Consider the following 11,590-nt stretch of genomic DNA (forward strand, 5'->3'; position numbering starts at 1 on the left):
CAGTCCTGCGGGCGGATCAGCAGTTCGGCAGCGGTGCCGTGTACGCCGCGAGGTGCCGGCGGTTCAGGTACAGACCGTTGTGGAGCTGAACCCAGGTGCCCTCGCGGCAGGAGATCCAGGCCAGCGCGCCGAGCGGGAGCTTCGCGGCCGTCGGCGTCGTCTCCGCCGGGCCGGTGCGAGTGAACGCGCCGCCGGAGGTCAGGACCTGCACCGGGTAGCTGCAGGCCGGGAGCGGCTTGCGCGCTCCGCCGCCGACGTAGGCGTCGGAGACGTAGCTGCCGTCGACGAGCTTGTCCCAGACCCGCGAGCCCTCGATCTCGGGGCCGGCGACCTGGCACACCACCGCGACCTCGGCGCCGGGTTCGGCGGAGCCGACGACCTCGGCCGAGGTGCCGGGGGAGCGGCGGAAGTTCAGCGTCGAGACGCTCGTGACCGGGTACGTGCGCGCCACCGTGGCGACCGGCGCGTCGACCGAGTCGGAGTCGACGACCATCCGGACGCCGCCATGCGTCTCGGCGTGGTCCCCGCGGTACTGCTTCACGCGCTGCGAGGTCGACCACCGGTTGTTCGGAACCCCGGCCCAGCCGGTCAGCCGCTGCGAGCGGTCCCAGCGCGCGACCCACACGGCGTCGGGGCGGGCGTCGGTCTTCGAGTTGTAGCGCTTGGCCGCGTCGGCGAGCCCGGAGGACAGCGCGCCGTACAGCCCGGACAGGTAGCCGTGGCGATGCAGTTCGCGCGTCCAGGCGCTCACGTAGGACGCGACGGCCTTCACGCAGCGCGCCTTGCTCGAGTCGTAGGGCTCGATGTCGGCGTAGATCGGCGTGCCGGGGAGCAGGCCGAGGTTCTTCGCGGCGACGACTGCCTCCGTCGCCTCCCGGCGCCCGGACGCGGCCGCGGAGGCCGGCTTCATCGGCTTCTTGCGCTTGTTCTCCCGGCACGGCGCCTGCAGGCCCATGTTGATCGGCAGCAGCTTCCAGCCCATCGCGCTGACGTCCCGCACCCAGGCCGCCGTGAGCTCCGGCTGCGCGCAGGCCCGGTTGCGTCCGCTCAGGTAGATCCCGACCGCGCCGTACGGGGAGGAACGCCAGGCCTCCAAGGCCCGGCGTGAGGGCGCGGTGCAGACGTCGAAGGCGAGTCCCCGGTACCGCGTCGCGGTGGCCGCGGCCGGGTAGGCCGGCCCCGGGTTGGGCGAGGAGGACGCGGCCGGCGCGTACGCCGGCTCGGCCGTCGGGGCCTGGTCGGCCTCGGCCCGGGGCCCGACGAGGACGGCGGCGAGCCCCATCGCGGCAAGCAGCAGCGCGGCGAGAACGGTGACCGCCCGGTCCCGCCGAGTCGCGGCGGCGGTCCGGACGACCCGCTGCTGGCGGGACATGGGCGCAGGGTGCCTTTCGCTGGACGGGGTGGAACCCGTTCAGCCTAGAGGCCAAAGAGACCAAAGTGCTTCAAGGGACTCATGTGACGAATGGTGTTTCGCGACGAATTGTCCCCGCCCCCCGCCTCCTGCTCATGCATGAGCAGGAGGTCGAAAATCGGACGCGATCGGGCGCGAGATCGACCGTCCGCTCATGCATGAGCAGGGGGTCGGGAGCGGACGGCGGGGTCCGCCGGGGCCGGATCGGGTTGGATGGCCGGATGATCATGAGGCGGCTGGGCGCGGGAGCGTGGGGTGTCGCGCTGCTGCTGACGGGGTGCTCGTCAGGTGACTCGCAGATCGCGACCCCGCGGCAGACGGTCTCCGGGGCGGTCCTGCCGTCCCCGACGCCGACGCTGTCGCCGAAGGACGTGCCGTTCGCGCTGTTCCCGGACAACGTCCCGGGCCCGGGGTGGCAGTTCAGCGAGGCCGTCCTGCCGAGCGCCGAGGGACTCGAGATGTTCGGCGAGGCGACCCCGGGCCTGGTCTGGTTCGCCGAGTGGGACGGACCCGACCCGGCGGAGTCGGCGTACCTCAGCGTGACTCTGCGCCGGTTCGGCCTCGCCGACCTGGACGACCGCGAGCCGCTCACCGCCGCCGGGTCCGGCGAGATCCGCGGCCGGTCGGCGACGTGGGGGCAGGCGGGCGACGGCGGCGCCGGGGTCGTCCGGATCGCCTGGGGCGAGGGCTGGACGCTCGAGCTGCAGGGCAGCGAGTCGGTCGACGCGATGCGCCGGTTCGCCGACCGGCTCCGGCCGGCGAACCTCAAGCAGTGGCGCGCCGCCGGCGGCAAGGTCGGCTGCGCCCCGTTCGCCGAGGACTGCGACTGAGCCCGCCGGCTCAGGTCTCCCCGCCGGCCTCCGCGGCGGTGGTGGCGGTGACGTCGGTGAGCCGGTAGGCGTCGAGCGCCTTGCGGACGGTGTCGGGCTCGATCTCCCGGCGGGCAGCGAGCTCGGCGAGGGTCCGGACGACGATCGACTGGGCGTCGACACGGAAGTGGCGGCGCAGCGCGGCCCGCGTGTCGGAGCGGCCCCAGCCGTCGGTCCCGAGCGAGATGAAGTCGCTGGGGACCCACCGCGCGATCTGGTCCGGGACGGCCTTCATCCAGTCGCTGACCGCGACGACCGGGCCGGGGGCGCCGGTCAGCGACCGCGTCACGTGCGGGACGAGCGGCTCGCTGTCCGGGTGAAGAAGATTGTGCTCCTCGCACGCCATGCCGTCGCGGCGCAGCTCCGACCACGAGGTCACCGACCAGACGTCGGCGCCGACGCCCCACTCGGAGGCGAGGCGGGCCTGGGCTTCGAGGGCCCACTGCATCGCCGGACCGGACGCCAGGAGCTGGGCGCGCGGGGCGCCGTTCGCCACCTCGGGCGCCGGCGCGTACCGGTACATGCCGCGCAGCAGCGCGTCGACGTCGAGGCCGGCGGGCTGCGCCGGCTGCACGTACGGCTCGTTGTAGACCGTCAGGTAGTAGAAGACGTCCTCGCCGTGCGGGTGGGCGACCGACGAGCCGTACATGCGCTTGAGCCCGGCCTGCACGATGTGGCCGACCTCGAACCCGAACGCCGGGTCGTAGGCCACGCACGCCGGGTTCGTCGAGGCGAGCAACAGCGAGTGTCCGTCCTCGTGCTGCAGGCCCTCGCCGTTCAGCGTGGTGCGGCCCGCGGTGGCGCCGATCAGGAACCCGCGGCCGAGCTGGTCCGCGAAGGCCCAGATGGCGTCGCCGGTCCGCTGGAACCCGAACATCGAGTAGAAGATGTAGACGGGAATCATGTGCTCGCCGTGCGTCGCGTACGACGTGCCCGCGGCGACGACCGAGCCCATCGCGCCGGCCTCGCTGATGCCCTCGTGCAGGATCTGACCCTGCGTCGATTCCTTGTAGGACAACAGAAGTTCGCGGTCGACGGCGTCGTAGTTCTGGCCGTGGGGCGAGTAGATCTTCGCGGTCGGGAAGATCGAGTCCAGCCCGAAGGTGCGCGCCTCGTCCGGGATGATCGGCACGAAGCGGTGGCCGATCTCCGGGTCCTTGATCAGGTCACGGATCAGCCGGACGAACGCCATCGTCGTCGCGACCGGCTGCTTGCCCGAGCCCTTCTCCATCTGGGTGAACGCGGCCGCGCCGGGCAGCTTGAGCGGCTTGGCCCGGACCGTGCGGGAGGGCAGGAACCCGCCGAGGGCCCGGCGGCGCTCGAGCAGGTAGTTGATCTCGTCCGAGTTCTCGCCGGGGTGGAAGTACGGGGGCAGGTCGGCCTCGAGCGCGGCGTCCGAGATCGGCAGGTGCAGCCGGTCGCGGAACTCCTTGAGGTCGTCCTTGGTCAGCTTCTTCATCTGGTGCGTCGCGTTGCGCGCCTCGAAGCTCTTGAGCGTCCAGCCCTTGATGGTGTGGGCGAGGATCACCGTCGGCTGCCCGACGTGCTCGCGCGCGGCCTTGAACGCCGCGTAGACCTTGCGGTAGTCGTGCCCACCTCGCGAGAGCTTCGTGAGTTGCTCGTCGGTCATGTTCTGGACCATCTTGCGCAGCCGCGGGTCGCGGCCGAAGAAGTTCTCGCGGATGTAGGCGCCGGACTCGGTCGTGTAGGTCTGGAACTGCCCGTCCGGGGTGGTGTTCATGGCGTTGACGAGGACGCCGTCGACGTCCCGCGCGAGCAGCGGGTCCCAGTCCCGGCCCCAGACGACCTTGATGACGTTCCAGCCCGCGCCGCGGAAGTAGCTCTCCAGTTCCTGGATGATCTTGCCGTTGCCACGCACCGGGCCGTCGAGCCGCTGCAGGTTGCAGTTGACGACGAAGGTGAGGTTGTCGAGCTCCTCGCGGGCCGCGACGCCGATCGCGCCGAGCGACTCGACCTCGTCCATCTCACCGTCGCCGAGGAACGCCCACACGTGCGACCGCGAGGTGTCCTTGATCTGACGGTTGAACAGATAGCGGTTGAACCGGGCCTGGTAGATCGCGTGCAGCGGGCCGAGACCCATGGAGACCGTCGGGAACTCCCAGAAGTCCGGCATCAGCCGCGGGTGCGGGTAGGACGGCAGACCGCCGACCGGGGAGGTCAGCTCCTGTCGGAAGCCGTCGAGCTGGTCCGCGGACAGGCGACCCTCGAGGAATGCGCGGGCGTAGATGCCGGGGGAGGCGTGACCCTGGATGAAGACCTGGTCGCCGGACTCGCCGCCGGCCTTGCCGCGGAAGAAGTGGTTGAAGCCGACGTCGTAGAGCGAGGCCGCCGACGCGTAGGTCGCGATGTGGCCGCCGACGCCGATGCCCGGGCGGTTCGCGCGCGACACCATGACGGCCGCGTTCCAGCGGATGAACGCGCGGATCCGGCGCTCGACGTCCTCGTCGCCGGGGAACCACGGCTCGTTCTCGGTCGAGATCGTGTTGATGTAGTCGGTGCTGCGCAGACCGGGGACGCCGACCTGTCGCTCCCGGGCGCGTTCGAGCAGGCGCAGCATCAGGTAGCGGGCGCGGGCCTGGCCGCCGCCGTCGATGACGGCGTCGAGCGACTGCAGCCACTCGCGCGTCTCCTCGGGGTCGACGTCGGGCAGCTGGGTGGGCAGCCCGTCGCTGATGACGGAGAACCGTTCGCGTCCTGATGTCACGGCGGAGGTCCTTTTCTTCCGAGGCCACCCCCTGCGGTGCCGGGGTGTCCCCTCCATCGTTGTCCCGGAGATCGTTTCGTGCATCGCTACCCCCCGGTAAACCGGGCGTTTCGGGCGTGAGCTGTGTCTCGATCGCTGTCCACACCACCGGCGGGGGTACTTGCGCGGTGGGCCTTGAACCGGATGAACTACCCGCCAACCACCTCAGTGGGGCACACGAGGAACAGGAGACATACGTTGGGCGCCAGCGCCGAGGGCGCGGCCGCGACCATCTCGCGGCTGGGCTTCGCCTCGGGTCAGGTCGTCCAGGAGATCGGTTACGACGACGACGTCGACTTCGACCTCCGCGACGCGATCGAGGACGTGACCGGTAACGACCTGGTCGACGAGGACTACGAGGAAACCGTCGACGCCGTCCTCCTGTGGTGGCGCGAGGGCGACGGTGACCTGGTGGACGCCCTCGTCGACTCCCTGGCCTCCCTCGTGGACGGGGGTGTGGTCTGGCTGCTGACGCCGAAGTCGGGCCGGCCCGGCCACGTCGAGCCCTCCGACATCGGCGAGGCGGCCCCGACCGCGGGCCTGTCGCAGACCAGCAGCATCGCCGCGGCGCCCGACTGGTCGGGCACCCGTCTGGTGACCCCCAAGGCCGCCCGCAAGCGCTGACCCGTAGGTTGGTGCCGTGGCGATCGAGATCGGCGCGAAGGCCCCTGACTTCGCACTTCGCGACCAGCACAACGTCGTGATCACGCTGGCGGAGCACCGGCCCAAGGCGGTGCTGCTCGTCTTCTACCCGCTGGCGTTCACCGGCGTGTGCGCCGGCGAGCTGACGCTGCTGCAGGCCGACATCGAGCACTTCCAGAACGACAAGGTCCAGGTCCTGGGCTGCTCGGTCGACTCGCCCTACACCCAGCGCGTGTTCGCGGACCGCGACGGGCTGAAGTTCCCGCTGCTCTCCGACTTCTGGCCGCACGGCGAGGTCGCCCAGGCCTACGGCGTGTTCGACGACAACGCCGGCGTCGCGACCCGGGGCTCGTTCCTCATCGACAGCGAGGGCGTCGTCGTCTGGCGGACGCTCAGCGACATCGGGCGGCCCCGCAATCACGAGCTCTACCACGAGGCCCTGGCCCAGTTCGTGGGATGATCCCGCGGCACGGGCGTATAGCTCAGCGGTAGAGCGCCGCCCTTACAAGGCGGTGGTCACAGGTTCGATCCCTGTTGCGCCCACGCATTGAAGATGCAGGTCAGAGCCACCTTCGGGTGGCTCTTCTGCTTTCCGTGCCACCCCCGTGCCACAGGGAGCCTGCCCGTTCTGCCGATATCGGCAGAACGGGCAACTCAGGACAACGTGGGGAGATTCACATTCGCGACGCTTGGTGAGTCGACGTTCCCGCACGTCATATCCGAGAGGAACTCACCATGCCCGCCACCAAGCGCCGCCAGCCCAGCCCGTTCCACCGCCACCTCGTCAGCGTCGATGACGCCGCCGAATACCTGGGCGTCCACGCCCAGACCGTCCGGTCGTTCATCCACCGCGGCAAGCTGACCGGCTACAAGGTCGGCCGACTGATGCGTGTCGACGCCGCCGAGGTCGAACGCCTCGCCGAGCCGGTGCCGACCGTCCGCGCCGCTGGCGGTGACGCCGCATGACCACGGCCCGTCATCCAGCCCGGAGAAGCCGAAGCCGCCCGGCGCGGAACCGGGCGGCGAAGGTGGTCGGCGAAAACCACGCCCAGCATAACCCGCTGCCGACCGTCATCGTGCTTCCCTCGCCGCCCGCACCCGGCCGGCAACGCTGGCTCGCGATCGTCCCACGCTGCCCGCACTGCAACCTCGGCCACGTCTACTACACGGACTACTTCCGACTGTTCGACGGGGCCGTGACCCGCGCCTGCGCCCACACCGGACACCGGTTCCGCCTCCACCCCCGACACCCCGGGGAGGCGGCGTGAGCTTCCTCCAAAACGTCTACGAACACGACGGGAAACACCAACCCCCGCCCACACCCGCGCCGCTCGCCGTCGCCGGACCAGGCGAAGACACCCCCTACGGCCTCGCCGCTCTCATGGCCGAATGCCGCGACATCGCCGTCATGCCCCCCGACAGCGGACGGAACGTCGCGCTCAACGACGCCGCCTACGCGATGGGGCAGCTCATCGGCTCCGGCCACCTCACCGAAGCCACCGCGCGGCGGCAACTCGAAGTCGCTGCGCGCGCCTGCGGACTCCCCGAAAAGGAGATCCGGCTGGTCCTGCGTGACGACGGCACGGGCGGCCTCGCCGCCGGCCGGCGGACCCCCCGCCAAGTCCCCAAGCGCGCCGACCCCGGCGCCACCGAGCCGGCCACCGCGACCAGCGTCTCGGGAAGTGACGGGGCGTCGGATTCGACTGGAACATTTGTGCCAGTCGCCAGTGTCGACCCGATCCGGGCACGCCTCCGACCCGGCGCCGCCTTCATCCTCGACACCCCCAACCACATCCCCGCCATCTGGGGCGAAGGAACCACCATCGCCTGGGCCGAAGGTGAAGCGCTCATGCTCAACGGCCCCGCCGGCGTCGGGAAAACCACCCTCGCCGCCCAGCTCATCCGCGCCAGACTCGGCCTCGACACCACCGTCCTCGGCCTCCCCGTCACCCCCGGCCGGCGCGTCCTCTACCTCGCCATGGACCGGCCCAGGCAGATCGCCCGCGCCCACCGGCGGATCTACAACGACACCGACCGGGACGTCCTCCAAGACCGGCTCGTCGTCTGGGAAGGACCACCGCCGTACGACCTCGCCAAGAGGCCCGAAACCCTCACCGAGATGGCGGAGGCCGCCGGCGCGGACACCATCGTCGTCGACTCCCTGAAAGACGCCGCGATCGGACTCACCGACGACGAAGTCGGCGCCAGCTACAACCGGGCCAGGCAAGCCGCCCTCGTCGCCGGCGTCCAAGTCCTCGAACTCCACCACCAGCGCAAGGCGTCAGCCGGGAACGCCAAGCCGAACAGCCTCGACGACGTGTACGGCTCCACCTGGCTCACCGCCGGCGCCGGCTCCGTCATCCTCCTCTGGGGCACCCCCGGTGACGCGATCGTCGAACTGTCCCATCTCAAACAGCCCGCCGAACCGATCGGGCCGATGCGGGTCATCCACGACCACCACACCGGCCGCAGCGACATCTACCACTCCACCGACCTGCTCGCCCTCGCCATCGCGAACCAGGGCAGGCTCACCGCCCGGCTCACCGCGATAGCCATGTTCGAGACCGACAAGCCCGACCGGAACCAGGTCGAGAAGGCGCGTCGAAAGCTCGAAGCCCTCGTCCGAGCGGGCCACCTCACGGTGACCGGAGAAGGTGCCCGCGGCGGCACACCAGGCACCGGCGGGACGACCTACGGGGCGGCCCGACATGCCGCGTAGAGCAATCACGGAAGCAATCACGGCACCTTTTCCGCGACAGGCAATCACGGTGCCTCGGAGCAATCACGACTCCGGCGAAACCGCAGGTCAAACAATCACGGCACCAATCACGGCAATCACGAACCAGAGCAATCACGGCTGCCCCCCCCTCTATATAGGGGGGCAGGCGTTGCTCCCGCCCGAACACCTCTCGAATGGAGCGCTCAGATGAAGCCCGACAACACCACCGAGATCTGCCGCTGCGGCCACCGCGACATTGAGCACGACGGCTCGGGCTACAAGCCCTGCCGGAAGATGTCCTGCCCCTGCCGGCGGTTCGCCGATGGCACGGTGCCGCGCTGCCCAGTCCCGGGCTGCCCGCGCCGGTACAAGGCCGGGCCGGATCGGTACTGCGTCGACCATCAGCGGGTGTCGGCGCCGGTGGCGCTCGCCGGCCTGGAGGACGAGGACGGGCTGTGGACCTTCGTCCCCACCCGGCCGAACGACTGATGCTCCGTCAGCCGTTCGGCCTTCCACCGGATTGTCAAAACCCCGTGGGATAATTCAACACATGGTGAATTACGGCGAGAAGATGCGGGAACTCCGCGCCGAACGCGCCAACGAAGCCCGCCGACTCCGCAACCAAGGCCTGTCGTTGAGGCAGATCGCGGCCGAACTGAACGTCGACCACACCACCGTCGCCCTCGACCTCCGCGGCGACATGAACACCTGGATGCGCGACCAAGCCACCCGCCGCAACCACCCCACCCGCCACGCCGCCGAACTACTCGGCCTCACCCCCACCCCCGAAAACGACGAGGACTAGCCCATGTTCGGAATCAGCGAGGACCGCGGCGCCCCCCGCTGGGTCGCCGAAGCCACCCGCCTCGGCTGCACCGTCCCCGACGAATTCATCACCGCCATCGACGGCTACCTCGCCCTCCAAACCCTCGCCCGCACCGCCACCGACCCCACAGCGGCCCGACGAGACGCCATCGACACCCTCGTCCGGGCAGCCCTCGACGGCGGCAACCCCGGCGACGCCGAAGACACCGTCGACAGGGCCATCGCCGTCACCCGTGACCACGCCGCCCGGCGTTCGATTTACAGCAAGGCCCTGGCCCGAGCCGGCGCGCAGATCGGGCAGATGCTCCTCACCGGCGCGGACCAACTCATCGCCGACGTGTTGCGTCCCCGGTACGTCGAGCTGCTCGACCAGGCCCGCCACGACCGGGCGCAGGCACCGACCGCCACCCCCAACGACCTCGCCCGCCACGACCAAACCCTCGACGACCTCACCGCGATCGTCCTCCTCCGCGACAACCTCTGGGGCAAGCTCCACCTGCAGATCCGTGACTGCGCCGGCCAGTTCTACAGAAACGTCCGAAACAACGACCAGTTCGAAGACACCCGCCGCCGCACCCACACCAGCATCCCGTCACGGCTGCCCCCGGCCCTGTCCCGCGACTGGTGGCGCACGATGATCGACCGTGGCGCCGTGCTGTGGCTGCCCACCCCCGCCGAGGTCCGCGCCCGCGAAGCCGAAGACGAAGCGAACTGGCTCGACAGCATCGGCCGGCCCTCCCCGGCCGCCGAACGGGAACACGCCAACGTCAAAGCCCAGGCGGGGTGGATCGCAGACCAGGCCCGCCCCCGGAACCCCCGGGGGTTCACGACCACCCCCCACCCCGGCGATACCCCCGCCGCAGACAACCCCGCCCCCCGCACTCGCCGCGCGAAGACGGCGGCGTCATGACGGTGGGTCGCCGGGCACGCCGGCACGTCAACGTCACCCCGACCCGCGCCAGCCAGCGGGACCAGCGGGGATCGATGGGCACGAGCGCGTCACTCTCCTCCGCGCAAGGACTGTCCAGCGTGTCGAAACGGGAAAGCCGTGCCCGGCGACTCCCCACCGTCATCGACCTCGCTCGTCGTGTCGAGGTGTGGTGGTGGTGCGGTGACGTGACTACGCGTCAGACAAAGTCGGGCAAAGGGGTGGGGGGTGACCCCGCCCGCCGGCGCGGGACGTCGCCCGTTCGGCATAGCCGCTGCCAGTCGATGCGCTGCTTGCCCGTAGAACGCCCCAGCCGCCCCGTAGACGGGAGAACACTGTGACCTCGACCACCACCCTGGGTCCCGCCGGTCGACGCCTCTGGGAGGCCGTGGACGCGTACCTGGTTCGGGAGAAGTTGGTCCTCGACGAACACGAGGTTGTGGTGCTCGAACTGGCGGCGGCGACCGCTGACCGGGTCGACCAGCTCGGGCAGGCCCTGACCGGCATGGACATCGCGTCGAACGCCGCCGCTGTCCGGTTGATGGCTGAGGAACGGATGCAGCGCAAGGCCCTCGCGGAGCTGCTGACGACGAAACTCGGTCTGCCGTCCGGGATCGCCGCCGAGACGAAGGACACCGGCCGGACGCCTCGGTCACGTCGCGCGCAGAAGGCCGCGGCGGTGCGGTGGGGGGCCGCGGGATGAGGCGTGTCGAGGCGTCCGAGCCGGCCGGCGGGGACCTGCGCGGGCATCTCCTGGAACGCCGGGTGGACCGGTTCGAACGCCAGTACGGTCGCGGCTTCGAGTGCGACGAGAACACCAGCCTCCGGCACTTGGACCGCGACGAGGTCTGTGTGGCGTGTGGGTGGCCGCACCACGGCTTTTGGCGGATGTTGCTGGCGCAGATGGACGCCGACGCCGCCGACATCGAGGCGCTGCGTGACCGCACCGGCCCGGTGCTGTTCCGGGACTGCGAAGTCCGCGTGGATGGCCTGTTGCCGTACCCGCATGGGTCGCCCTGGTTCTGGTACCGCCTCGACGCCGACGACTCGGTGAGCGCGTTCCGGGAGAAGCCCGGATAGACGCGTCGGCGGACCGGTCACCTGGGCCGGGTGATCTCAGTAGGGGAGGAAGTTCATGGCTGCTGAAGTGGGGTTGGCGTACGTCCGCATCGTCCCTTCGATGAAGGGGTTCAGTGCGGCGGCGTCGAAGGAAATGTCGGCGGGGATGACGTCCGCCGCGGATGTGGCGGCGAAGAAGACCGAGGGTCGTCTGGCGAAGTTCAACAAGGTCGCGAAGGTCGCCAGTGCCGCTGTGCTCGGGACGATGGCGGTGGTCGGGAAGCAGTCCGTCAGTTTGGCGTCGACGCAGGCGGCGAACTTCTCGAAGTTCGAGCAGGTCACGAAGACCGCGATGGATTCGCAGCACAAGACC

General features: G+C 70.4%; 14 protein-coding genes and 1 tRNA gene. 13 read left to right on the forward strand and 2 right to left on the reverse strand.

Annotated features, from left to right (window positions below):
- Window positions 1-16 precede the first annotated feature (16 nt).
- Window positions 17-1,372: a glycoside hydrolase domain-containing protein gene (locus tag ABD401_RS24445; protein ID WP_344609731.1), complete on the reverse strand. Its 1,356-nt coding sequence runs from the start codon at window positions 1,370-1,372 to the stop codon at window positions 17-19.
- 260 nt (window positions 1,373-1,632) lie between these two features.
- On the opposite strand from ABD401_RS24445, the gene ABD401_RS24450 reads away from it, so the two are divergent.
- The gene (locus ABD401_RS24450) at window positions 1,633-2,241 is read left to right on the forward strand and encodes a hypothetical protein (RefSeq protein WP_344609733.1); all 609 of its coding nucleotides are present in this window, start codon (window positions 1,633-1,635) and stop codon (window positions 2,239-2,241) included.
- A 10-nt stretch (window positions 2,242-2,251) separates the two neighbouring features.
- On the opposite strand, the gene aceE is transcribed toward ABD401_RS24450, so the two are convergent.
- Complete coding sequence (gene aceE, locus ABD401_RS24455; RefSeq protein WP_344609735.1) at window positions 2,252-5,005, reverse strand: pyruvate dehydrogenase (acetyl-transferring), homodimeric type; 2,754 nt, start codon at window positions 5,003-5,005, stop codon at window positions 2,252-2,254.
- 237 nt (window positions 5,006-5,242) lie between these two features.
- Between aceE and ABD401_RS24460 the strand changes: the two genes are divergently transcribed.
- The 12 genes from ABD401_RS24460 to ABD401_RS24515 form a co-directional block, all read left to right on the forward strand.
- Window positions 5,243-5,668, forward strand: coding sequence for a DUF3052 domain-containing protein (locus ABD401_RS24460; RefSeq protein ID WP_344609737.1), 426 nt, complete (start codon window positions 5,243-5,245; stop codon window positions 5,666-5,668).
- Between the two features lie 16 nt (window positions 5,669-5,684).
- Window positions 5,685-6,146 carry a peroxiredoxin gene (locus ABD401_RS24465; protein WP_344609739.1) on the forward strand — a complete coding sequence of 154 codons (462 nt, stop codon included), beginning with the start codon at window positions 5,685-5,687 and terminating at the stop codon, window positions 6,144-6,146.
- Window positions 6,147-6,157: 11 nt separating this feature from the next.
- Window positions 6,158-6,229: transfer RNA gene (locus ABD401_RS24470), tRNA-Val, on the forward strand.
- 192 nt (window positions 6,230-6,421) lie between these two features.
- A complete protein-coding gene (locus tag ABD401_RS24475) occupies window positions 6,422-6,652 on the forward strand; it encodes a helix-turn-helix domain-containing protein (protein WP_344609741.1) in 231 nt (76 codons plus the stop codon).
- 62 nt (window positions 6,653-6,714) lie between these two features.
- Complete coding sequence (locus tag ABD401_RS24480; RefSeq protein ID WP_344609743.1) at window positions 6,715-6,954, forward strand: hypothetical protein; 240 nt, start codon at window positions 6,715-6,717, stop codon at window positions 6,952-6,954.
- A complete protein-coding gene (locus ABD401_RS24485) occupies window positions 6,951-8,405 on the forward strand; it encodes an AAA family ATPase (protein WP_344609745.1) in 1,455 nt (484 codons plus the stop codon). The genes ABD401_RS24480 and ABD401_RS24485 overlap by 4 nt, the downstream gene beginning before the upstream one ends.
- A 207-nt stretch (window positions 8,406-8,612) precedes the next feature.
- Window positions 8,613-8,894, forward strand: coding sequence for a hypothetical protein (locus ABD401_RS24490; RefSeq protein ID WP_344609747.1), 282 nt, complete (start codon window positions 8,613-8,615; stop codon window positions 8,892-8,894).
- A 61-nt stretch (window positions 8,895-8,955) separates the two neighbouring features.
- Window positions 8,956-9,210: a helix-turn-helix domain-containing protein gene (locus ABD401_RS24495; protein ID WP_344609749.1), complete on the forward strand. Its 255-nt coding sequence runs from the start codon at window positions 8,956-8,958 to the stop codon at window positions 9,208-9,210.
- A gap of 3 nt (window positions 9,211-9,213) precedes the next feature.
- Window positions 9,214-10,140: a hypothetical protein gene (locus ABD401_RS24500; RefSeq protein WP_344609751.1), complete on the forward strand. Its 927-nt coding sequence runs from the start codon at window positions 9,214-9,216 to the stop codon at window positions 10,138-10,140.
- Window positions 10,141-10,495: 355 nt separating this feature from the next.
- Window positions 10,496-10,861 (forward strand): hypothetical protein, encoded by a 366-nt coding sequence (locus tag ABD401_RS24505; RefSeq protein ID WP_344609753.1) that lies wholly within the window; start codon window positions 10,496-10,498, stop codon window positions 10,859-10,861.
- A complete protein-coding gene (locus ABD401_RS24510) occupies window positions 10,858-11,238 on the forward strand; it encodes a hypothetical protein (protein WP_344609755.1) in 381 nt (126 codons plus the stop codon). The genes ABD401_RS24505 and ABD401_RS24510 overlap by 4 nt, the downstream gene beginning before the upstream one ends.
- 55 nt (window positions 11,239-11,293) lie before the next feature.
- Window positions 11,294-11,590, forward strand: a 297-nt coding sequence (locus ABD401_RS24515; protein WP_344609757.1) for a hypothetical protein, incomplete at its 3' end; no start/stop codon positions are given.

The sequence above is a fragment of the Sporichthya brevicatena genome, from assembly GCF_039525035.1.
Taxonomy (GTDB): Bacteria; Actinomycetota; Actinomycetes; order Sporichthyales; family Sporichthyaceae; genus Sporichthya; species Sporichthya brevicatena.

Bases quoted from the DNA above. Each gene is read 5' to 3' on its own strand.
- ABD401_RS24450 (WP_344609733.1), top strand. From the start codon at position 1,633: ATGATCATGAGGCGGCTGGGCGCGGGAGCGTGGGGTGTCGCGCTGCTG.
- ABD401_RS24495 (WP_344609749.1), top strand. From the start codon at position 8,956: ATGGTGAATTACGGCGAGAAGATGCGGGAACTCCGCGCCGAACGCGCC.
- ABD401_RS24475 (WP_344609741.1), top strand. From the start codon at position 6,422: ATGCCCGCCACCAAGCGCCGCCAGCCCAGCCCGTTCCACCGCCACCTC.
- ABD401_RS24445 (WP_344609731.1), bottom strand. From the start codon at position 1,372: ATGTCCCGCCAGCAGCGGGTCGTCCGGACCGCCGCCGCGACTCGGCGG.
- ABD401_RS24510 (WP_344609755.1), top strand. From the start codon at position 10,858: ATGAGGCGTGTCGAGGCGTCCGAGCCGGCCGGCGGGGACCTGCGCGGG.
- ABD401_RS24500 (WP_344609751.1), top strand. From the start codon at position 9,214: ATGTTCGGAATCAGCGAGGACCGCGGCGCCCCCCGCTGGGTCGCCGAA.
- ABD401_RS24490 (WP_344609747.1), top strand. From the start codon at position 8,613: ATGAAGCCCGACAACACCACCGAGATCTGCCGCTGCGGCCACCGCGAC.